This is a genomic window from Pseudomonas sp. Marseille-P9899, from assembly GCF_903166565.1.
In the GTDB taxonomy this organism is placed as follows: Bacteria; Pseudomonadota; Gammaproteobacteria; order Pseudomonadales; family Pseudomonadaceae; genus Aquipseudomonas; species Aquipseudomonas huaxiensis.
In genome coordinates this window covers 1983373-2004805 of the sequence record NZ_CAESCG010000001.1, presented here as the reverse complement: position 1 = coordinate 2004805, position 21433 = coordinate 1983373, and the positions used below count along the sequence as shown (strand labels likewise).

18 protein-coding genes are annotated in these 21433 nt (G+C 64.3%); 13 read left to right on the top strand and 5 right to left on the bottom strand.

Annotation, left to right across the window (positions count from 1 at the left end):
- The first annotated feature begins 4 nt into the window (after positions 1 to 4).
- From HWV67_RS08575 to HWV67_RS08560, 4 genes are all read left to right on the top strand, one after another.
- The gene (locus tag HWV67_RS08575) at positions 5 to 922 is read left to right on the top strand and encodes a FecR family protein (RefSeq protein ID WP_175650813.1); all 918 of its coding nucleotides are present in this window, start codon (positions 5 to 7) and stop codon (positions 920 to 922) included.
- 870 nt (positions 923 to 1792) lie between these two features.
- Positions 1793 to 4183 (top strand): TonB-dependent siderophore receptor, encoded by a 2391-nt coding sequence (locus HWV67_RS08570; protein ID WP_175650812.1) that lies wholly within the window; start codon positions 1793 to 1795, stop codon positions 4181 to 4183.
- 135 nt (positions 4184 to 4318) lie between these two features.
- A complete protein-coding gene (locus HWV67_RS08565; protein WP_175651002.1) occupies positions 4319 to 6082 on the top strand; it encodes a glycoside hydrolase family 15 protein in 1764 nt (587 codons plus the stop codon).
- A gap of 45 nt (positions 6083 to 6127) precedes the next feature.
- On the top strand, positions 6128 to 6319 hold the full coding sequence (locus HWV67_RS08560) for a DUF1737 domain-containing protein (protein WP_175650811.1): 192 nt from the start codon (positions 6128 to 6130) through the stop codon (positions 6317 to 6319).
- A 187-nt stretch (positions 6320 to 6506) separates the two neighbouring features.
- Here the strand turns inward: HWV67_RS08560 and HWV67_RS08555 are convergent, their stop codons facing one another.
- The gene (locus HWV67_RS08555; protein ID WP_175650810.1) at positions 6507 to 7685 is read right to left on the bottom strand and encodes a hypothetical protein; all 1179 of its coding nucleotides are present in this window, start codon (positions 7683 to 7685) and stop codon (positions 6507 to 6509) included.
- 195 nt (positions 7686 to 7880) lie between these two features.
- Between HWV67_RS08555 and HWV67_RS08550 the strand changes: the two genes are divergently transcribed.
- The 9 genes from HWV67_RS08550 (at position 7881) to HWV67_RS08510 (ending at position 17703) form a co-directional block, all read left to right on the top strand.
- Positions 7881 to 8813, top strand: a complete 933-nt coding sequence (locus HWV67_RS08550) for a LysR substrate-binding domain-containing protein (RefSeq protein WP_175650809.1) — start codon at positions 7881 to 7883, stop codon at positions 8811 to 8813.
- A 183-nt stretch (positions 8814 to 8996) separates the two neighbouring features.
- On the top strand, positions 8997 to 10421 hold the full coding sequence (gene aldA / locus HWV67_RS08545) for an aldehyde dehydrogenase (protein ID WP_175650808.1): 1425 nt from the start codon (positions 8997 to 8999) through the stop codon (positions 10419 to 10421).
- A gap of 126 nt (positions 10422 to 10547) precedes the next feature.
- Positions 10548 to 11867: an MFS transporter gene (locus HWV67_RS08540; protein WP_175650807.1), complete on the top strand. Its 1320-nt coding sequence runs from the start codon at positions 10548 to 10550 to the stop codon at positions 11865 to 11867.
- Position 11868: 1 nt separating this feature from the next.
- Positions 11869 to 13086 carry a mandelate racemase/muconate lactonizing enzyme family protein gene (locus tag HWV67_RS08535; protein WP_175650806.1) on the top strand — a complete coding sequence of 406 codons (1218 nt, stop codon included), beginning with the start codon at positions 11869 to 11871 and terminating at the stop codon, positions 13084 to 13086.
- A 54-nt stretch (positions 13087 to 13140) separates the two neighbouring features.
- On the top strand, positions 13141 to 14748 hold the full coding sequence (locus tag HWV67_RS08530) for a GMC family oxidoreductase (protein WP_175650805.1): 1608 nt from the start codon (positions 13141 to 13143) through the stop codon (positions 14746 to 14748).
- Positions 14749 to 14912: 164 nt separating this feature from the next.
- Positions 14913 to 15461, top strand: coding sequence for a chalcone isomerase family protein (locus HWV67_RS08525; RefSeq protein ID WP_175650804.1), 549 nt, complete (start codon positions 14913 to 14915; stop codon positions 15459 to 15461).
- Between the two features lies 1 nt (position 15462).
- The gene (locus tag HWV67_RS08520; protein WP_175650803.1) at positions 15463 to 16005 is read left to right on the top strand and encodes a DUF3833 domain-containing protein; all 543 of its coding nucleotides are present in this window, start codon (positions 15463 to 15465) and stop codon (positions 16003 to 16005) included.
- Entirely contained in the window at positions 15998 to 17536 is a 1539-nt protein-coding gene (locus HWV67_RS08515) for a cryptochrome/photolyase family protein (RefSeq protein WP_175650802.1), read from the top strand. Before HWV67_RS08520 ends, HWV67_RS08515 begins: the two co-directional genes overlap by 8 nt.
- Positions 17533 to 17703, top strand: coding sequence for a DUF2256 domain-containing protein (locus HWV67_RS08510; protein WP_175650801.1), 171 nt, complete (start codon positions 17533 to 17535; stop codon positions 17701 to 17703). The genes HWV67_RS08515 and HWV67_RS08510 overlap by 4 nt, the downstream gene beginning before the upstream one ends.
- Here HWV67_RS08510 and HWV67_RS08505 read toward each other — a convergent pair.
- From HWV67_RS08505 to HWV67_RS08490, 4 genes are read right to left on the bottom strand one after another with little or no spacing between them, the layout of a single operon-like run.
- A complete protein-coding gene (locus tag HWV67_RS08505) occupies positions 17653 to 18141 on the bottom strand; it encodes a DUF2878 domain-containing protein (RefSeq protein WP_175650800.1) in 489 nt (162 codons plus the stop codon). The genes HWV67_RS08510 and HWV67_RS08505 overlap by 51 nt on opposite strands.
- A 1-nt stretch (position 18142) precedes the next feature.
- On the bottom strand, positions 18143 to 19402 hold the full coding sequence (locus HWV67_RS08500) for an SAM-dependent methyltransferase (protein WP_175650799.1): 1260 nt from the start codon (positions 19400 to 19402) through the stop codon (positions 18143 to 18145).
- Positions 19377 to 20189 carry a DUF1365 domain-containing protein gene (locus tag HWV67_RS08495; protein WP_175650798.1) on the bottom strand — a complete coding sequence of 271 codons (813 nt, stop codon included), beginning with the start codon at positions 20187 to 20189 and terminating at the stop codon, positions 19377 to 19379. Before HWV67_RS08495 ends, HWV67_RS08500 begins: the two co-directional genes overlap by 26 nt.
- A complete protein-coding gene (locus HWV67_RS08490; RefSeq protein WP_175650797.1) occupies positions 20186 to 21433 on the bottom strand; it encodes an NAD(P)/FAD-dependent oxidoreductase in 1248 nt (415 codons plus the stop codon). Before HWV67_RS08490 ends, HWV67_RS08495 begins: the two co-directional genes overlap by 4 nt.

Here is a 21433-nt window from a genome sequence, read left to right as displayed (position 1 = left end):
CGCCATGTCCGATACCCACGATCCCGACCGTCCATTGCACGCCACTGCCCATGCCTGGGTGGTGCGCCTGACGTCGGGCGACGCCAGCCCAGCCGACGTCGAGGCCGCACGCGCCTGGTGCCAGGAGCACCCGGACCACCAGCAGGCCTTTGTCGAAGCCCGGCGTTTGTGGCAGCTCGCGGGGCAGGTTGAACTGCCGGTGGAGCGAACCAGTACCCCGCGCATGTGGCGCTGGGCTGCGGCGGCGGTGCTGGTGATCGGCGTGAGCCTCGGTCTGGTCCGGCAGCAGGCCTGGGATGCCGACTACCGCACCGCCCGGGGTGAGCAGCAGCGCATCACCCTGGCCGACGGTTCGCGAATCCTCCTCGACGCCGATTCGGCGGTGGATGTCACCCTGCGCGATGACCGCCGCGATATCGTCCTGCGCAAGGGCGAGGCGCTGTTCGAAGTTGCTCACGATCCGCAGCGGCCGTTCCGGGTCGCGGCGGGTGACTTGAGTGCCACGGCGCTGGGCACGGTCTACGCGGTGCGTAAACAGGACAACGGCGTGCAAGTCACCGTCGCCCAAGGCCGGGTGGCGGTGCAGGGCGATGCCGCAGCCGTCACCCTGGCGGCCGGCGAACAGGTCACCTGGCTGGGCGGGGCGTTGCTGGCGAAGCAGCCGGTCGATACCGCCAAGGCCCTGGCCTGGCAGCATGGCCGGCTGGTGTTCGAGATGACACCGCTGGCGGACGTGCTCGCCGAGTTGCAGCGCTACCGTCCCGGCTACCTGCTGATCGGCGATGACAACCTGCGCGGGCTGCGGGTCAGCGGCACTTTCCGCCTCGACCGTCTCGACGACGCCCTGGCCACCCTGGAACAGGCGTTCCCCCTGACCATCAAGCGCTACACCGACTATGTGCTGGTGATGCAGCCACGCTAGAAGAGGTGCGTACTCTAAGGAAGGTCTGAAATAGCCGTGTATTGGTTGCCCTTCTTCGTCTGGTGCATCCTTTGCCAAATCAGGAAGTCTCTTTCAGAATTTCCATAGGATACTTTGAGGCTAATTTTTATTACGTTGTTTAGTACACATTATAGAAATACACGCCGCTATTGAAATACAGGAGCAAAGGACGGAAAGAATTCCGCTCACCGAACTTAGTACAAATCCGGCACTAACTATGGCAATAGCACAAGAGGTCAGAAGCATTGGCATGAAGCACAGCACTCGAGCTATCACTCGCATCACTCCAGGCGCAGACAGCTTCCTCCACGTCAATCGGCCAACGGCTGCAAAGACCAATGAAACAAACGACGGGACCCACAACGCCACAAAATAAATAACCACGGGAGGAAGGCCTCGAGTATCCAACGGATCGGCCGGATTCTCACTCACGCCGCGAGTAGCCACGCCCAGCGCTACTAAAGAAAAAGAAAAAAACAAGAAGATCCAGTTCCTGCTCAATAAAGCCATTGTCGACTCCGCGCCGAATTTCAAAATAGAGATAATGCCAACCTCTAAATGGTTGCGAGAATTTCAGGCGGGAGTCAACAATGGCCACACTTTCTACATCAAAACTTCACACAAAAATCACTGATCCAGAGTGACGGGGATAGCGCCACCCATAACTATTTCATAGTGGGTGAAGGGGATTTTCCCCAACCCTTCGCTCCGGTGATGGTCAACATCCTCAGAAGTTGGCTCAGCGCCGGGCCGAACGAGTCCTGAGCAAAAAATTTTTACGGGTCTGCCCGCGTCACCCGTCTTCCTTGGCGAAAACGATAATACGTTGCATTCGCTAGGGAGATTTACATGCGTCACGTCACCACCGGTATCCGTCCACTCGTCGTCGCCTTGCGCCGCGCCACGCTGCTGATGGGCCTGTTGCCCGCGCTGGCCTGGGCCGAGCCGGTTGCCTTCGATATTCCCGCGCAGTCGCTGGGTTCGGCGCTCAATCAACTGGCCGAGCAGAGCGGTTTGCAGGTGATTTACAGCGGCGAGCTGGTGCAGGGCCTGAGCAGCCCGGCCGTGCGCGGCAGCCAGGAACCGGAGGCGGCGTTGCAGCGGTTGCTGCAGGGCAGCGGGCTGGTCTGGCACACCACCGGCGCCGGCAGCGTCATGCTGGAAAAGGCCGCGGTGCAAGGGGATGCCGTGCAGTTGGGCGCCACGTCCGTGACCGGCGCGGTGGCGGGGAGCGTCACCGAGGGCAGCACGTCGTACGCGAGACGTGGCCCGACCACCACCGCCACGCGGCTGAACATGACCCAGCGTGAAACGCCGCAGTCGGTGACCGTGGTGACCCGCCAGCGCATGGACGACCAGAACATGAAGGACCTGGACGACGTGCTGCAGAACACCACCGGCGTGATCGTCATCAAGAACGGCGGCGAGCGCTCGCTGTACCAGTCCCGTGGCCAGTTGGTGGACAGCCTGCAGATCGACGGCGTGCCCACCAACATCGGCAACGCCTATTCGATGGACGCCATCTCCAAACCGGCCACCGATATCTACGACCGCGTCGAAGTGGTACGCGGCGCCACCGGCCTGACCGAAGGCGCGGGCACGCCATCGGCAGCGATCAACCTGGTGCGTAAGCGACCGACGGCCGAACCCCAGGCGCTGGTGGAAACCTCGGTGGGCTCGTGGGACAACTACCGCACCCTGGTCGATCTGTCGTCGGCGCTGAACGAGCAGGGCACGCTGCGCGGGCGCACGGTGATGAGCTACAACGACGCCAACAGCTACATGGACAACGTGAAAAAAGAAAACCAGTTGTTCTACGGCATCGTCGAAATGGACCTGTCGGCGAGCACCATGGCGACGTTGGGTTTTTCCTATCAGAAGGACCGCAACTCCGGTTATGACTGGTCGGCCCTGCCAACGGCCAAGGACGGCACGTTCTATCCGCTGTCGCGCTCGACCAACCTCACCGGCAAGTGGAACAAGCTGAACAAGAACAACACCACTTTCTTCGCCGACATCCAGCACAGCTTCGACAACGACTGGAAACTGATCGTGGCTGCCAACCACATGAAGGCCAAGTCGGACTTTCTCGGCAACTACACCTGGCGCGTCAGCGGCGACCGCTTCAGCCTCAATCCGCGGCACTTCTTCTACGACGACACCCAGACCAGCGTCGACGGCTATGCCACCGGCCCATTCGAAATGCTGGGCCGCCGCCATGAGCTGGTGCTGGGCGCCAACCTGCGCAAGGACGATTTCGACTACCACGGCGGCCGCGATGCCGGTTACGGCTATCAGTTCGACATGAACGACCTGTCCGGCTTCAACCCGCCCAAGCCGACCGGGCTCAACGCCAATCTGTGGAAGTACAACATCACCCAGGAGCAATCCGGGGCCTATGGCGCCGCGCGCTTCAGCCTGACCGACAGCACGAAGTTCATCGTCGGTAGCCGGGTCAGTTGGTTCAAGACCGAAAACATGACCAACACCACCGGCATCCCACGCAACACCGAATACGCGAAAAACCGCGAGATCACGCCCTACGCCGGCCTGGTGCAGGAACTGAGCGACAACCTGTCCGCCTACGCCAGCTACACCGAAATCTTCAAGCCGCAGGCGAACCTGGACTCCAGCGGCTCGATCCTCGAACCCATGACCGGCAGCAACTACGAGCTGGGCCTCAAGGGCGAGTTCTACGACAAGCGCCTTAACGCCAGCGTCGCACTGTTCCAGGCCGACCAGACCGGCCGCGCCGAATACCTGCTGCCGTGCAACTGCTACGAGCCTTCCGAGAAAGTCCGCAACCGCGGCGTGGAGCTGGAGGTGAACGGCGCGTTGACCGAGGAATGGAACCTGTCGGCGGGTTACACCTACGTTCAGTCCAAGTACATCGGCGGCGAACAGAAGGGCGAAGATTACTCGTCGCTGGCGCCGCGGCACCTGTTCAAGATCGCCACCGACTATCGCCTGCCGGGCGTGTTGAACAAGGCGCGGGTGGGCGGCAGCGTCTATGCCCAAAGCAAGATCACCAACCGCGAGGCCAACTACCAGATCCAGCAGCGCGGCTACGCCTTGACCAGCCTGCACGCGATCTACGAGCTGAACGAGCACCTTGAGGTGCAGTACAACCTGGATAACGTCTTCGACAAGAAGTACATCCAGACCATCGGCAACGACAACTATTGGAACTTCTACGGCGAGCCACGCAATTTCAACGTGGCGTTGCGGGCGAAGTTCTGAGGCGCGATCCAGCCGAACTTGCCGGCGTCTCCACCGGTCCGAAGGAAACACCCCCCACTTCGGAGCGACCCCGTGGAAGACCGCGTGATACAAGGCATCCAGCATGGCGAACCGCAACGCGATGCCGGTGGCTGGCTGCCCCTTGAAGGGTATGCGGCGCTCGGCGATGGGCGCTCGGTGGCGCTGGTGGGCTGGGACGGTTCGATCGACTGGTGGTGCGTGCCGCACATGGATTCGCCGCCGTTGTTCGACCGCCTGCTGGCGCCGCAGCACGGCGGCTATTTCGCGATCACGCCGAAGCAGGCGTACCGCGTCGAGCGCCGTTACCTGCCGGGCAGCAACGTGCTGGAAACCCTGTTCATCACCGACAGCGGTCGCGTGCGCCTGGTCGAGTCGCTCAACAGCGGCCCGGCCGGGCGTTTGCCTTGGGGTGAGCTGGGGCGGCGCTTGGAAGGCGTGGAAGGGCAGGTCGATTTCGCGGTGAACATCGACTTCGGCACCCAGGCCGACACCGTCTCGCCCTTTCTCGCCCCGACCGGCAACGGTTGCGTGTTTCACGCCGGCCATATCCTCGGCATGTTCATCTACAGCGAACAATTGCAGATCCAGCGCAAGGACGACCTTGGCGTGCGCGCCGAGGTGCGCGTGGCGGCCGGCGACAAGGTGGTCATGGCCATCGTTTGCGGGCGCGATGAACCGCTGGTGGTGCCGAGCCTGGAACTGATCGACGCGCGCATCGACGGTTCGCACCGCGAGTGGCTGCAATGGAGTGAATGCCTGAGCTATGACGGCCCGTACCAGACGCTGGTGGTGCGCAGCGCGCTGGCGTTGAAGCTGCTGCTGTCTTCGCCGACCGGGGCCATCATGGCCGCGGCCACCACCTCGCTGCCCGAGCGCATCGGCGGCACCAAGAACTACGACTACCGCTTCGCCTGGGTGCGGGACGCCGGCTACATCATCGAAGCCTTTCTCACCATGGGCGCCCAGCCCGAAGCCAAGGCGGCCCTGACCTGGCTGCTGCACCGCCTGAGCGAGCACGGCGTGCGGGTGTTCTACACGCTGCAAGGCGAGGTGGGCGAGGGCGCCCGTGCGTTGCCGTTGCCCGGCTACAAATACTCGCCGCCGGTGGTCGGCAACAATGCCACCGGGCAAATCCAGCACGGTATTTACGGCGATATCTTCGAGACGGTGCGCAGTTTCATCGCCTGCGGCAATGTCCTCGATGCGCGCAGCGCGAAGCTGCTGTGTAGCGTCGCCGACCAGTGCGCCGACACCTGGCGCCAGCCCGATTCGGGGATCTGGGAACTGCCGGAGATTCGCCATTACACCACCTCGAAAATCAGTTGCTGGCAGGCCCTCAATCACGCGGTGGAACTGGCCGACCACGGCCACCTGCCCACCACATGCCGCGACCGCTGGGACCGCGAGCGCCAGCGTATTCACGCCTGGGTCGAGGCCCATTGCTGGAGCGAGACGCTGCGGGGCTATCAGTTCTACCCGGACAGCGAACGGCTGGACGCCTCGATCGCCCTCGCGGTGCGCTTCGGCTACCCCGAGCGGGAGCGTTTGCGCAGCACTCTGGAGGCGGTGCAGCGGGCGTTGGGGCGGGGGGCTTTTCACTACCGTTACAGCCAGGTCGAACAGGAGGAAGGTTGCTTCCTTGCCTGCACGTTCTGGCTGATCGAGGCCTGGGCTTTGCTCGGCCAGCAGGCGCGGGCCGAGGACGCGTTCGACAAGGCAGTGGAGGGCTTGGGGCGCGGCGTGGGGATCTACGCCGAGATGGTCGATCCCGACAGCGGCCAGTACCTGGGCAACCTGCCACAAGGGCTGACGCATTTGTCGCTGATACGGGCGGCGCGGGCGATTGGCGGGGAGGGCGGTCACCGCGGTAATAGCTGAGTGCTATGATCGCGGGCCTGACCCTCTGGTTTACAAGGAAGCCCCATGAGCTCGACGCCACCCAATGACCTGCCGGTCTATCGCCTTATCACCGGCCGCGACGATTCCGCGTTCTGCCAGCGCATTTCCGAAGCGCTTGCGCTGGGTTATGAGTTGCATGGCTCGCCCAGCATCACCTTCGATGCGAGCAAGCATCATGTGATCGCGGCTCAGGCGGTGGTGTGGCCGGGGCGGTAGTTGGGGTTATGAGATCGGATGAGCACGGCATGTGTCTGTCTTAGTCGATCCGGCGCTTCGCGAGCAAGCTCGCTCCTACAGGTCACTGAACCCGCGAATGCCCCTGTAGGAGCGAGCTTGTCGGGCGCCGAACCGTCGCGATGCGCCAAAATAGAGCATGTGTTTGGCAGCTCCGCTCCAGCTGCTTCTAGAAGTAGTAACCGATATTCACGTAAACCTGGTTCTCCCACTGATCACTACCGCCAGCGCCCAGGCTCTGCGCATAGCTGCTGCCACCGATATAGGGATCGTTCTTGCCGATCAGCCATTCGGTGGCAATCCACAATTTGCTCAGTGAGAACGACGAACCAAGGATCAGCCGCTCGGAGGTGTCGAAGCCCGAGGCGGATTTGTCGAAGGCGCTGTAGTTGGCGTACAGCTTGATCCCGCTGAGCTGGTCGAACAGGTATTTGCCGTCGACGTCGTAGCTGAGGTCGGCAACGTAGAAGTTGCCGCGGCTGGCGACGTTGAACGTGCCGTCGTAGCCGCCGAAGGTGACCAGTTCATCGGTGCCTTCATTGCGCGGTGACATCTGTTGCCTCGCCGCCATCAACTGCACGCCCCACGGGCCGTTCTTGCCCAGGTAGTGCACCGCCACGGCATTGCGCCGGCCGTCGTCGCCGGTGTCGTTGTTCTTCAGCGTGGAGGTCATGCCCGACACGCCGACCTCGGATTTCCAGTCGCCTAGCTCCACGGCCTTGGCCAGGCGCAGCACCGCGGTGTTGCGCTCGCGGTTGTCGCTGCCGTCCTCGACGTAGCTGTCGGCCGAGGACACCACCGTGGGATAGGTGCGGCCATTGCTGGTGCCCTTGCCTTGCCAGGCCGGACGCAGGTAGTAGCCGGCCTGGATATTCCAGTCGCCAACCTGCTGGATGTACTTGGCGCCGATCTGCTCGACATCTTCCAGGCCGATGACGTTGCCCAGGGTTTCGAAGAAGGTGCTGCCGAAGTACGGCTGCAGGCCGAACGGAACCTGATTGAGGCCGACCTGGATCTGCTGGTCCGGGTTGAAGCGGTAGCCGACCCAGGCGGTTTCGGCGAACGCCACGTCGCCGACATTATTGGTGTACTTGTACGGGTATGCGCGCCCGTAGAAGCGGTACTTGGCGGCGCCGATCCAGGTGTCGGAGGTGTATTTGGCAGTGAGGAAGGCAGTGTCGAAGTTGAACTTCTGGATGTCGCGGTCCGGGTCGTAGTCCCAACGGGCGCGCACGGCACCACCGAGGTCGAGGTGGTCGGTGACCTGCACCGCCATCGCCGGGACGGCGAGGCTGGACAAGGCGGCAAGACAAACGGACTGCAAGCGCAGGGAAGCGGTGAAGGGCATGTGGCGGCTCTCGTTTATTGTTATGTGAGACGCGCGCAGTGTTGCCATCGAGCGTTTGCGGGACAAACGATTAAATCGAGAGACAAACCTGCGTTTAACGCAGGTTACTGCCTGAGAATTTTGTCGGCTTTGTAGGAAGAGTCCTTGCCGCGTGGAATACTGCAAACCTTGTCAGCCGTCTTCCGAGCGCCTTCCATGAAACGCAAAATGCCAGGTCTCAACGCACTCAAAGCCTTCGAGGTGGCCGGTAGCACCGGCAGCTTCACCCGCGCCGCCGAGTTGCTCAACGTCACCCAGAGCGCGGTCAGCCGCCAGGTGCGGCAACTGGAGGAGCAACTGGGCGAAAACCTGCTGCAACGCCGGCATCATCATCTTGAGCTGACCAATGCCGGGCGTGTGCTGCTGCGGGCGCTGCACCAGTCGTTCGACAAGATCGAAATGACCGTGCGCAGCATCCAGCAGAAAACCCATTCCAACCGCCTGCACCTCAATGCCCCGCCGACCTTTACCAGCCGCTGGCTGATGCCACGGCTGGGGCGCCTGCGCGAGCGCCACCCCGAGCTGGAACTGAGCATTACCACGCGGCTGCAGGACAGCCTCGCGGAAACCGCCACCCTCGATTGCGCGATCCGCTTCGGCAATGGCGAGTGGGATGGCCTGGACAGCTCGTTGCTGATTCAGGAGCGGCATATCGCCGTGTGTGCGCCGTCGTTGTATGCCCGGGAGGAAGACGAGCAGGGCATCGACCTGAACCGCATGACGTTGCTGCATGTGCTGGCCCGCGAAGACCAGCGCTACCTCACCTGGAAACACTGGCTGGACGCTGCCCGCATCAGCGGCGTGGATACCCAGGGCGGTTACGAGTTCGACCTGCTGGACCTGGCCATCCGCGCTGCGGTGGATGGCCTGGGCATCACCATCGCCGACTGGCACATGGTCGCCCCGGAGCTGGCCGGCGGACGGCTGACCCAGGTGCTCAACGTGCATGTGGACGGGCATCAGTCCTACTGGCTGGTGACCCGCCCGGAACAGCGCGATGCGCCGCAGTTGCAGTTGTTCAGCCAGTGGCTGCAGGAGGAAATCTGGCTGGCGCAGCGGCAGTTGGAGCCGTCTAGCCCGGCTGTTTGAGATGGCTTTCTGGGGCCTCATCGCTGGCGTATCGATGCGCTGGGCCGCAGCGATGAGGCCTTGGAAAATACCACTAACATGCTTTTTTCGAATGTTCCCCTGCGCTATTAATCGTTTGTCCATCCGCCCCCGAATCACAACACTGCCCGTCAATAACAACGTGACAACGATGGGCAACCCACGATGCGAATCGAGCGAAATTTTGTTGATGGCCACTTCATCGAGCCTGCCGGCGCGGCACTGATTGCGGTGCAGGACCCGGCCACGGAAAGCGTGGTCGGCCAGGTCGCGGCGGCCACCGTGGAAGAGGCCATCGCCGCCGTCGACGCCGCTGCCGTGGCGCAGAGAACCTGGGGCAAGCTGACCAGTATCGAGCGCGGCGAGCACCTGCGCGCCTTCGCCGACGCCCTCGACGCCCATGCCGTGCAGATCGGCGAGGCGCTGGCCGCCGAGTCCGGCAAGAGCCTGGAAGACGCCAGCAACGAGGCCCGCTACGCGGCGCAAATCACCCGCTACCACGCCGAGTGGGCGCGGCGCATCGAAGGCGAGATCATCCCCAGCGATACCCCCGACGAACGCCTGTTCCTGCACCGCGAGCCGATCGGCGTGGTGGCCTGCCTGATTCCGTTCAACTACCCGGTCTACACCCTGCTGCGCAAAGTTGCCCCGGCGCTGATCGCCGGCAATACCGTGGTAGTGCGGCCGAGCAACAACACGCCGCTGTCGGCCTTCGAAATCGCCCGCGCCGCGCAACAGGCCGGCCTGCCAGCGGGCGTGCTGAACATCCTGACCATGGACCATGCCACCGCCGCCAGCCTCTGCACCCACAAGGCGGTGGGCCTGATCACCCTGACCGGTAGCGTCAACGCCGGGCGCATCGTCCTCGATTACTGTAAGGAAAACATCGCCAAGCCGTCCCTGGAACTGGGCGGCAAGACCCCGGTGATCGTCGAAGCCGACGCTGACCTGGAAAAGGCCGCCAACGATATCGTCGGTTCCAAGACCACCCACTGCGGCCAGTTGTGCACGGCAGTGGAGCGGGTCTACGCCCACGAAAGCGTGCACGACCGCCTGCTGGCGCTGCTCAAGGAGAAATTCGCCGCAGTGCGTTTCGGCGACCGCGCCGAGGACCCGCAGCGGATGGGCCCGCTGGTCAACGCCGCCTCCCGGCGCAACATCCACGCCATGGTCGAGCGCGCGGTCGCGGTCGGCGCGGTGCTGGAAACCGGCGGTTTCATTCCGCAGGGCCCGGGCCATTTCTACCCGCCGACCCTGCTCAGCCACTGCCGCCAGGACATGGAAATCGTCCAGGAAGAAACCTTCGGCCCGGTGCTGGCGCTGCTGCGCTACCACAGCATCGACCAGGCGCTGGACATGGCCAACGACCACCAGTTCGGCCTGTCCTCGGTGCTCTACACCGAGAACTACCGCACCACCATGAAGGTGGCCGCCGCCATCGAGGCCGGCGAACTGTACGTCAATCGCACCCCGGCCGACCCGTACCAGGGCTTCCACGCCGGCTGGAAACGCTCGGGCCTGGGCGGCGATGACGGCAAGCACGGAATGCTCGAATTCACCCAGACCCGACTGGTGGTCATGAAGTACTGAAGCCGCAAGTTCCAAGCTTCAAGCGGCAAGTAAAAGCAGCACGCGCTGTGCCTTTATTTGTGGCTTGCAGCTTGAAGCTTGTAGCTGCGAACCCGCTATACCAATAAAAACAATGAGGCTCCAAGAATGTCCAAGCATGCTGCCAATGCTGCTGTCCAGGGTTCCGCCGTCCCCGTCGCGGGCGCAAGCGACAAGGGAAGTCGCTATTTCCAACTGATGCTGCTGGTGCTCGCTGCCGGCGCGATCTACCCGATCCTCTACCTGCGGCAGGTCTACCAGACCACCATGCTCGAGGTATTCCAGATCAACCACAGCGAGCTGGGTTACCTGTACTCCATGCTCGGCACCATCTTCCTGCTCAGCTACCTTCCCAGCGGCTGGCTGGCTGACCGCATCGCCCCGCGTTTCCTGATCTTCTTCTCACTGGTGGCCACCGGCGCGCTGGGCCTGTGGTATTCCACCGCGCCGTCGATGACCGGCCTGCTGATTATCTTCGGTTGCTGGGGCCTGACCACCGGCCTGACCTTCTGGGCCTCGGTGCTCAAGCGGGTCAAGATGATCGCCCGGCACTCCGAGCAGGGCCGTTTCTTCGGCATCCTCGACGGCGGTCGCGGCCTGGTCGAGGCGCTGCTGGCCACCGTGGCCCTGGCGCTGTTCGCCTTTGCCACCGAAACCCGCGGCGAATCGGTCGCCGAAGGCTTCAAGCACGTGGTCTACCTGTACTCCTTCACCTGTATCGCCATCGGCTGCGTGCTGGTGCTGCTCAAGGACCCCAAGTCCATGGAAAGCACCGAAGCGGTGGAGAAGGGCAAGTTCAACCTGCTGAGCGACCTCGCGACGCTGGTCAGGATCCCCGAGCTGTGGCTGGTGACCGCCATCGTGTTCTGCGGCTACCACATCTTCTGGGCCACCTACAGTTTCTCCGACTACCTGCAAGGCAGCGGCATGACCGCCGTCATGGCCGGCACCATCACCACCATCAAACTGTGGATGCGCCCCATCGGCGGCATCGGCGGCGGCTGGCTGGGTGACAAGTTCAGCAACGTCTCGGTGCTGATCGTTGCCATGCTCCTGGCCACCCTGGGCATCTTCGGCCTGATCGTCTTCCCGGCGCTGAACAGCCTCGGCCTGCTGATCGCCACGGTGATCTTCATCGGCCTGATGACCTACGCCATCCGCGGCCTGTACTGGGCAATCCTCGATACCTGCGCCATTCCGCTGCGCATCACCGGGCTGGCGATCGGCATCGTCTCGGTGGTCGGCTACCTGCCCGACACCTTCATTCCGCTGATCAACGGTTACCTCACCGAACACTACCCTGGCGCCCTGGGCTACAAGCTCTACTTCAGCTACATCGGCGCCGTGGGCCTGATCGGCACCCTGGCCGCGGTGGCACTGCGGGCCCGGGTCAAGCGCAACAACCGACTTCAGAACACAGGTGCCTGAGATGAAAATCGTCGCTCTCGAAACCCATATCGTCGCCGTACCGCCCCCGCACATCGGCGGCATGTACTGGCTGTTCGTCAAGCTGCGCAGCGCCTGCGGCATCGAAGGCGTCGGCGAGATCTACGCCGCCACCTTCGGCCCCAAGGCCATGCTGCCGATCATCGAGGACGTGTTCGAGCGCTACCTGCTCGACCAGGACCCGCACCACATCGAGCGTTTCTTCCGGCAGGCCTATTCGAGCGGCTTCACCCAGCGCCCGGACCTGACCATGATGGGCGTGGTCAGCGGCCTGGAAATGGCCTGCTGGGACATCATCGGCAAGGCGGCGAACAAGCCGGTCTACGAACTGCTCGGCGGCAAGGTGCACGAGCGCCTGCGTTCCTACACCTACTTGTACCCGGTCAACAGCCAGGGCGAGTACGACTACGACGACCCGGACCTGGCCGCCGAATGCGCGGTGCAGAACATGAACAAGGGCTTTACCGCGGTGAAGTTCGACCCGGCCGGCCCGTACACCGCCTATTCCGGGCACCAGATTTCCCTGGAAGTGCTGGAGCGCTGCGAAACCTTCTGCCGCAAGATCCGCGAGGCGGTGGGCGACAAGTGCGACCTGCTGTTCGGCACCCACGGGCAGATGGTGCCGTCCTCGGCGATCCGCCTGGCCAAGCGCCTGGAGAAGTACGACCCGTTGTGGTTCGAAGAGCCGATCCCGCCGGGCCAGGAAGACGCCATGGCCCAGGTGGCCAACAAGACCAGCATCCCCATCGCCACCGGCGAGCGGCTGACCACCAAGTACGAGTTCTTCAAGCTGCTGCAGGCCGGCGGTGCGTCGATCCTGCAGATGAACGTGGCGCGCTGCGGCGGCCTGCTGGAGGCGAAGAAGATCGCCAGCCTGGCCGAGGTGTACTACGCGCAGATCGCCCCGCACCTCTACAACGGTCCGATCGGCGCGGCGGCCAGCTTCCAGCTCGCGGCCTGCACGCCGAACTTCCTGATCCAGGAGAGCATCGAGACCTGGGGCGGCTTCCATGCCGAAGTGCTGACCAGGCCGCTGCAATGGGAAGACGGCTACATCATCCCGTCCAGCGAACCGGGCCTGGGTGTCGAGCTGAACATGGACGTGGTGCGCAAGCACACGCCCTACACCGGCCAGCGCCTGCACCTGCAAATGGCACCGACCCCGGCCGACGTGCGCGACACCTCGCCGGCCAAGGGCTGACCCGACGCTCGCCCGGCCACGGGCGGCGCTCACTCTGACTTACGCGGTAACTGCATGACTTACGACTACATCATCGCCGGCGCGGGTGCTGCCGGTTGCGTCCTCGCCAACCGGCTGTCGGCCTCGGGCAAGCACTCGGTGCTGCTGCTGGAAGCGGGCGGCAAGGACGACTCGTTCTGGTTCAAGATCCCGGTCGGTTTCGCCAAGATGTATTACAACCCGACTTTCAACTGGATGTACTACAGCCAGCCGCAGAAGCAACTTGCCAATCGCGCCATCTACGCCCCGCGCGGCAAGGTGCAGGGCGGTTCGGGTTCGATCAACGCGATGATCTACGTGCGTGGCCAGGCCCATGACTTCGACGACTGGGCGGCCAACGGCAACGACGGCTGGGGCTTCAAGGACGTGCTGCCGTACTTCCGCAAGCTGGAGAACCACCCGCTGGGCGACAGCGCCTACCACGGCGGCAGCGGGCCGATCAGCATCACCCCGATGAAGGGCCAGACCCACCCGATCTGCGACGTCTTCCTCAAGGGCTGCGAAGAGCTGGGCTATCCGCGCAGCGAAGACTTCAACGGGCCGAAATTCGAAGGCGCCGGTATCTACGACGTCAACACCCGCAACGGCCAGCGCTGCTCCAGCAGCTTCGCCCACCTGCACCCGGCGCTGAGCCGGGCGAACCTGACGATCGAACACCATGCGCTGGTCGACCGGGTGCTGTTCGACGGCGAGCGGGCCAGCGGCGTGCTGGTCAGCCAGAACGGCGTCAGCCGCAGCTTTATCGCGCGCAAGGAAGTCATCCTCTGTGCCGGCGCCGTGGACACGCCGAAGATCCTGCAACTGTCCGGGGTGGGCGACCGCGCCCTGCTGGACAAGCACGGCATCAAGCAGGTCAGGCAACTGCCGGCGGTGGGCCGCAACCTGCAGGACCACCTGTGCGTCAGCTACTACTACAAGGCCAATATCCCGACCCTCAACGACCAGCTCGGCTCGTTGCTCGGCCAGCTCAAGCTGGGCCTGCAATACCTGTTCACGCGCAAGGGCGCGCTGGCGATGAGCGTCAACCAGGCGGGTGGTTTCTTCCGTGGTCAGGAGGGCGAGCAGAACCCCAACCTGCAGTTGTATTTCAACCCGCTGTCGTACCAGATCCCGAAGAACAACAAGGCCAGCCTCAAGCCCGAGCCGTACTCCGGCTTCCTGCTGTGCTTCAACCCGTGCCGGCCGACCAGCCGTGGTCATGTCGAAATTGCCTCGGGCAACCCCCGCGATGCGGCGCTGATCGACCCTAATTACCTGAGCACCGAGAAAGACATCGACGAAGTGATCCAGGGCAGCCGGCTGATGCGCAAGATCATGCAGGCCCCGGCGCTCAAGGGCATTACCGTCGAAGAAGTGCTGCCGGGCCCGGCGGTCGACAGCGACGAGCAGATGCTGGCGTACTTCCGCGAGAACAGCGGCTCGATCTACCACCTGTGCGGCACCTGCGCCATGGGTGCCGACGAAGCCAGCTCGGTGGTGGACAAGCGCCTGAAAGTGCATGGCCTTGATGGGTTGCGGGTGATCGACGCGTCGATCTTCCCCAATGTGACGTCGGGCAACACCCATGCTGCGGTGTTGATGGTGGCGGAGAAGGGGGCTGATCTGGTGTTGGCGGATGCCTGATCATCCTCAGGACCGAGCACCGCCTATGCGGCGCTCGGTCCTGAGAACACCGACCATCTGGCAGCCTGCAAGAAAACCTCTACAGAAATGAACCCGTCCAGGCGCAAGTTGTACAAGAGAATATACTTGTACAATATTTCGCAGCGCTTTCGAGGTTCTTTCACATGGCGAGCACCAGCAATCGCAGGCGACGCACCCTGGTATCGCTCTGCCTGCTGCTGGCGCTGACCGCCAACGCCGCCGCCGACTGGCGGCCCGCATTGCCCGACGCCCGGCTGGTGGGCAGCGGCGAATTCACCTGGTTTGGCCTGCGCCTCTACAGCGCCCGCTTGTGGAGCCCCTTCACGCCCCCCGACTTGCAGCGGCCCTTCGCCCTGGAACTCATCTACCACCGCTCGCTATCCCGGGACACGCTGGTCGAAGCCAGCCTCGAAGAAATGCGCCGCCTCGGCGACAAGACCCTGGACGCCGCCACCCTGGACCGCTGGACCGAGGCCATGAACGGCGCCTTTGTCGATGTGCGGCCCGGCATGCGCATCACCGGCTTGTATCTGCCGGGACGCGGCTGCCGTTTCTATGTCGATGGCGAATTGCGCCGCGAGATTGACGACGCCGCCTTTGCCCGTGCGTTCTTCGCCATCTGGCTGGACCCGCGGGCCCGTGATCCACAACTGCGCCAGCGCCTGCTGGGGCAGGTCGATCGAGGAGAGTGACATGCGCAGAATCCTGATCCTGCTTGGCTGCCTGCTGCTGGGCAGTTGCGGCAACGTCGATGTGCAGACCTACGCCAAGGAACAACCCGGCCTGGACCTGCTGGCGTTCTTCTCCCGGCCGGTCCAGGCCTGGGGCATGGTGCAGAACCGCTCGGGGGAGGTGACCAAGCGTTTTCATGTGCGCGTCGATAGCCGCCGTGAAGGTGAACGGCTGATCTTCGATGAACGTTTCGTCTACAGCGACGGCACGCGCCAGCAGCGCACCTGGACGCTGACGCCGGACGGCCAGGGTCGCTGGCGCGGGCGCGCCGGCGATGTGATCGGCGAGGCCGTTGGTGAAGTGGCCGGCAACGCGCTGCACTGGCGCTATCGTCTGGACGTGCCGGTCGATGGTCGCCACTGGGAGCTGAATCTGGACGACTGGATGTACCTGATGGACGAAGACACCCTGATCAATCGCACCAGCATGCGCAAATTCGGCGTGGAAGTGGGGCAGGTGACACTGTTCTTCCGTCGCCTGCCGGAGGCTAACGCGGGTGACTGAAGCTGTCCGGCTCGGCCTGGTGCTGGGTGACCAACTGTCGTTCGACCTGGCGTCGCTGCGCGCCCTCGACCCCGCCCGGGACGTGCTGCTGATGGCCGAGGTGGAGGGTGAGGCACGCTACGTGCCCCACCATCCGCAGAAGATCGTGCTGATCTTCAGCGCCATGCGCCATTTCGCCGAGGCCCTGCGTGAGCAAGGCTGGCGGGTGCAGTACGTGCGCCTGGACGCTGCGGACAACAGCGGCAGCATCGCCGGCGAACTGCGCCGCTGGCGCGAGGTGTTCGGCGCGGACGAAGTGCACCTGACCGAATGCGGCGAGTGGCGATTGGAGCAGGCCCTGCGCGAAAGCGGGTTGCCGCTGGTGTGGCATGCGGACCGACGTTTTCTCTGTTCGCGTCAGGCGTTCGGCCGCTGGGCGGCGGGTCAGTCGCAGTTGCGCATGGAGCATTTCTACCGAGGCATGCGCAAACGCAGCGGCCTGCTGGTCGAGCCCGACGGCAGCCCGGCCGGTGGCGCCTGGAACTACGACAGCGACAACCGCAAGGAGCTACCCCGTGGGCTACGCGGCCCGTTTCCGGCGCATTTCGAGCGTGACGCGATCACCCAGGAGGTCATCGCCCTGGTGGGCGAGCGCTTCCGCGACCACTACGGCAGCGTCGAAGCCTTCGACTACCCGGTGACACACGATCAGGCCCAGGCCCTGTGGCAGCATTTTCTCGACTTCGGCCTGGCGGCCTTCGGCGACTTTCAGGACGCCATGGCCGAGGGCGAGCCGTTTCTGTTCCATGCGCGGATCAGCGCGGCGCTGAACATCGGTTTGCTGGACGTCCGCCAACTGTGCGCCGACGTCGACAACGCCTATCGCCACGGGCGGGTGCCGCTCAATGCCGCCGAGGGCTTCATCCGCCAGTTGATCGGCTGGCGCGAGTACGTGCACGGCATCTACTGGCTGCGCATGCCCGAGTACGCGCAGCTCAATGCTTTCGGTAACCAGCGAGCCTTGCCGGAGTTTTACTGGACCGGACAGACCGGAATGCGCTGCATGTCGCAAGTGATCGGCCAGACCCTGGAACTGGGTTACGCCCACCATATTCAGCGGCTGATGGTCACCGGCAACTTTGCGTTGCTGGCCGGCATCGTGCCGTCGGCGATCTGCGAGTGGTATCTGGCGGTCTATCTGGACGCCTTCGACTGGGTCGAACTGCCCAACACCCTGGGCATGGTCATGCATGCCGATGGCGGCTACCTCGGGTCCAAGCCTTATTGCGCCAGCGGGCGCTATATCCAGCGCATGTCCGACCACTGCAGTGCCTGTCACTACCGGGTCGAGCGGGCGGTGGAGGAGGACGCCTGTCCGTTCAACGCCCTGTACTGGCATTTCCTTATACGGCACCGCCAGCCGCTGGCCGACAACCCGCGCCTGACCATGATCTACCGGGGCCTGGACGCCATGGACAGCGCCCGCCGTGACGCGTTGTGGCAGCGCGGCGAGTCGCTGCTGGCGCGGCTGGATGCCGGGGATTCGCTATGAAAAAGGCGCTGCTGCCAAGCAAGCGCTGCGCGGTGTGCGGCCTACCGTTCACCTGGCGCAAACGCTGGGCCAGATGCTGGGATGAGGTGCGCTACTGCTCGGAGCGCTGTCGGCGCTCAGCGCCACGCGGCAAGGCGCAGGCACAACGGCAGCCAGAGCGCCCATAACGGCGCCAGCAGCAGTGCGGTGTTGAGGCTGCCCAGCGGCAGTTCGATACCGGCAAGGCGGGCGCCGGCGAGGTAGGCCAGTGGCGCGCCGAGCATCCCCAGCAAGGCGCCCCACCAGAGCGGACGTCCAGCCCACGCCAGGCTGTGGCGCATGCCGCTGGCCAGCACCAGCCAGAGCAGCGCCAGCCATAGCGGCAGCGGCGTCTGGTCGAAGGCGAAAACGCCAATCGCCCCCAGTCCGCTGTCCAGCAGGCAACCCGCCAGACCGACCCGCAGCAGCGCCGCCAACTCGGCTCTCGGGCTGGTGCAACAGCGCACGTGGATCAACAGGCCGATCAGCACCGGCAACAACAGCCAGGGCCGCTGCGCACCAAGCACGCAGCCCCACCAACCTGCCTGCAACCACAGGGCATTGCCGAGCAGCCAGGCGCGGGACACCTCAGGCGCCCGGCAGCGGCGCTCGCCGCGCAGTCGGACCGGCCCACAGCAACTGCGCGACGCCGATTGCTCGCTCTTCGAACCCGCCCTGGCAATAGCACAGGTAGAACTCCCACAGGCGCTGGAAGGTTTCGTCATATCCCAGTTCCAGCAGCGCGGACCGCGACTGGTTCAGGTTGTCGCGCCAGTGCCGCAGGGTGCGCGCGTAGTCCTGGCCGAAGTCTTCCATGTGGATCAGGTTCAGAGCGGTCTGCCGGCTGGCGGTATCCAGCAGCACGCTCAGCGAGGGCAGAGCGCCGCCGGGAAAGATGTAGCGCTGGATGAAATCGACCGAGCGCCGCGCCTGGGCGTAGCGCTGGTCGCGAATGGTGATGACCTGCAGCAGCATCAGGCCGTTTTCCTTCAGCCGCGCGGCGCATTGGCGGAAATAGGCGGGCAGGTAGCGATGGCCGACCGCTTCGATCATCTCGATCGACACCAGCTTGTCGAAGCTTCCGCGCAAGTCGCGGTAGTCCTCGCGCAGCACCGTGATGCGCTGCTCCAGGCCCAGCGCTCGCACGCGCTCCCGGGTGTGTTCGTATTGGGCGTCGGAGAGCGTAGTGGTGGTGACCCGGCAGCCATGGTGCGTGGCCGCGTGAATGGCCAGGCTGCCCCAGCCGGTGCCGATTTCCAGCAGGTGCTCATCGGCCTTGAGGTCGAGCTTGCGGCAGATGCCTTCGAGCTTGTTCAACTGCGCCTGTTCAAGGCTCTGTTCGGGGCTTTCGAACTGCGCCGCCGAGTACATCATGGTCGGGTCGAGCAGGCGTTCGAACAGCGCATTGCCGAGGTCGTAATGGGCGAGGATATTGCGTCGCGAACCGCTGCGGTTATTGCGGTTGAGCCGGTGCAGCAGGCGCAGCGCCGGGCGGCCGAGACGGGCCAGGCCGCTTTCCAGCGCATCGAGCACCTCCAGGTTGGCGACGAACAGGCGGGTCAGCGCCGCCAGATCAGGGCTGCGCCAGTAGCCGTGAATGTACGCCTCGCCGGCGCCGATCGAACCGTTGCTGGCGACCAGGCTCCAGGCCGCCTCGTCGGTGATTTCGACCTCGGCCTGCAATGGACTGTCGGCGTCGCCGAAGGTCCATTGGCGGTCATTGCAGATCAGGCGCAGGTGACCCTGGCGCAAGCGCCGCAGTTGCGCGAGCACTGCGGTTCTGGCCAGGCTGCCGAGCAGCGGGCTCAGCCCGGTGGACTTGCTAACGGTCAGGGTGGGAATGGACATGCTCGGACTCCTCACGGGTGGGTCGGCCAAGTCCCAGGCTGTCCTGGCTGGCGTGGTGGTCATGCAGTGGGGTGCGTTTGAACAGCAGGCGCAGGGCCTGCCAGTAGATCGAGGTCACCGTGCGCAGGCTCATCCACGGAAACGCCAGGATATGGCGGCGCAGGGATGTGGCCGTGAGTGCCTGGCGGCCGAGGGCGAGGTCGGCCTGGAACACCTTGTGGCCTTCGCGCCAGTTCTCCATGTGGATGCGAATGTGCTGCGCATCGAGGAAAAAGCGCAGGCGGTAGTCCATGTCCAGCGGCATGAACGGCGAGACATGAAAGGCCTTGGTCACCGCGAACTGCCGGGGTCGCCCGGCCTGCACCGGCAGTACGTAGTGGAAGCGCTCGCGCCATGGCGTGTTGCGCACTTCGAGCAGGATCGCCGCCAGGCGCCCGTCGCGGTCATGGCAGAAATAGAAGCTCACCGGGTTGAACGACAGCCCCCAACTGCGCGGCTGGGTCAGCAGGTGCACGGCGCCTTCGGGCGTTTCGCCGGTGGCCTGGCCGACCAGGGTGCGCGCAGCATCGGCCAGCGACTGGCCTTGCCGGGTCAGGGCGGGCAGGAAGTCGCGCTCGCGCCAGCTTAACGGCGCCAGCAGCGAGGTGCCGAGCCAGCGTGACAGGCCGAGCAGTTGCGGTTGTTCGTCCAGATCGACGTAGAGCATGCCGATCCGGTAGCGAAAGGCGTGGACCCGCGGCGTCAGGCGCCGGTGGCTGACCCAGCCGTGACACAGGCTGCTGTTCACAGGTGTTCTCCGAAGTGTTCGGCGACCCGCAGTGCGCTGGTGACGCCGTCCTCATGGAAGCCGTTGGCCCAGTAGGCGCCGCAGTAATAGCTGTGTTGACTGCCCTGCAATTCGGCGTGACGCGCTTGCGCCGCCACGGCCGCGAGGCTGTATTGCGGGTGGGCGTAGTCGAAGCGCGCGAGTATCTGCGCCGGGTCTATTTGCGCGGTCTGGTTGAGGCTCACGCAGAAGGTCACCGGTGCGTCGATGCCCTGCAGGATGTTCATGTCGTAGGTCAGCGCGGCCGGCGCTTGTTGCGTGCCGCCGAGGCGATAGTTCCAGCTGGCCCAGGCCTTGCGCCGTTGTGGCAGCAGGCGCGTGTCGGTGTGCAGGACGACCTCGTTGCTGGCGTAGCGCAGGGCGCCGAGCACTTCGCGTTCGTCGCGGCTGGGCGTATCGAGCAGCGCCAGCGCCTGGTCGCTGTGGCAGGCGAACACTACGCTGTCGAAACGCTCGGGCCCGGTGGCGCAGACGAGGGTGACGCCGCCGTCGTCACGGCTGACCCTCGTCACCGCGCAGTTCAGCCGGATCCGGCCGACGAACGCGCGGCATAGCGGCTCGATATCCCCCCGCGAGCCGCCCTCGATCACCCGCCACTGCGGGCGATTGCTCACCGACAGCAGGCCGTGGTTGCGGCAGAAGCGCACGAAGAATTGCAGAGGGAAACCGAGCATGTCGGCGCGCGACATCGACCAGATCGCCGAGCCCATGGGCACGACATAGTGGTCGATGAAGCGCTGGCCGTAGCGCTGCGCCCGCAGGTAGTCGCCGAGGGTGGTGGCGGCGTCGATGCGTCCGCTGTCGAGGTCGGCCAGCACCTGACGGTTGAAGCGCAGGATGTCGCGCAGCATGCCCCAGAACCCTGGCGACAGCAGGTTGCTCCGCTGGGCGAACAGGCTGTCGAGGTCGTGGCCGTTGTATTCGAGGCCGGTTTGCGGGTCGTGCACCGAGAAACTCATTTCGGTCGGCCGCGAAGCCACACCGAGGTGATCGAGCAGGCGAATGAAGTTGGGGTAGGTCCAGTCGTTGAACACGATAAAACCGGTGTCCACCGCGTAGTGCTGGCCCTGCCATTGCACATCGACGGTGTGGGTGTGGCCGCCGATCCAGTCGGCGGCCTCGAACACCGTAATTTCGTGGCGTCGGGACAGCAAGTGGGCACATGTCAGGCCGGCGATGCCGCTGCCGATGATGGCGATACGCAT

Coding starts and splice junctions, on each gene's coding strand:
- HWV67_RS08560 (WP_175650811.1), top strand. CDS start 6,128: ATGAGCTCGACGCCACCCAATGACCTGCCGGTCTATCGCCTTATCACC.
- HWV67_RS08550 (WP_175650809.1), top strand. CDS start 7,881: ATGAAACGCAAAATGCCAGGTCTCAACGCACTCAAAGCCTTCGAGGTG.
- HWV67_RS08540 (WP_175650807.1), top strand. CDS start 10,548: ATGTCCAAGCATGCTGCCAATGCTGCTGTCCAGGGTTCCGCCGTCCCC.
- HWV67_RS08525 (WP_175650804.1), top strand. CDS start 14,913: ATGGCGAGCACCAGCAATCGCAGGCGACGCACCCTGGTATCGCTCTGC.
- HWV67_RS08490 (WP_175650797.1), bottom strand. CDS start 21,433: ATGCGTATCGCCATCATCGGCAGCGGCATCGCCGGCCTGACATGTGCC.
- HWV67_RS08575 (WP_175650813.1), top strand. CDS start 5: ATGTCCGATACCCACGATCCCGACCGTCCATTGCACGCCACTGCCCAT.
- aldA (WP_175650808.1), top strand. CDS start 8,997: ATGCGAATCGAGCGAAATTTTGTTGATGGCCACTTCATCGAGCCTGCC.
- HWV67_RS08510 (WP_175650801.1), top strand. CDS start 17,533: ATGAAAAAGGCGCTGCTGCCAAGCAAGCGCTGCGCGGTGTGCGGCCTA.
- HWV67_RS08520 (WP_175650803.1), top strand. CDS start 15,463: ATGCGCAGAATCCTGATCCTGCTTGGCTGCCTGCTGCTGGGCAGTTGC.
- HWV67_RS08500 (WP_175650799.1), bottom strand. CDS start 19,402: ATGTCCATTCCCACCCTGACCGTTAGCAAGTCCACCGGGCTGAGCCCG.
- HWV67_RS08535 (WP_175650806.1), top strand. CDS start 11,869: ATGAAAATCGTCGCTCTCGAAACCCATATCGTCGCCGTACCGCCCCCG.
- HWV67_RS08530 (WP_175650805.1), top strand. CDS start 13,141: ATGACTTACGACTACATCATCGCCGGCGCGGGTGCTGCCGGTTGCGTC.
- HWV67_RS08570 (WP_175650812.1), top strand. CDS start 1,793: ATGCGTCACGTCACCACCGGTATCCGTCCACTCGTCGTCGCCTTGCGC.
- HWV67_RS08555 (WP_175650810.1), bottom strand. CDS start 7,685: ATGCCCTTCACCGCTTCCCTGCGCTTGCAGTCCGTTTGTCTTGCCGCC.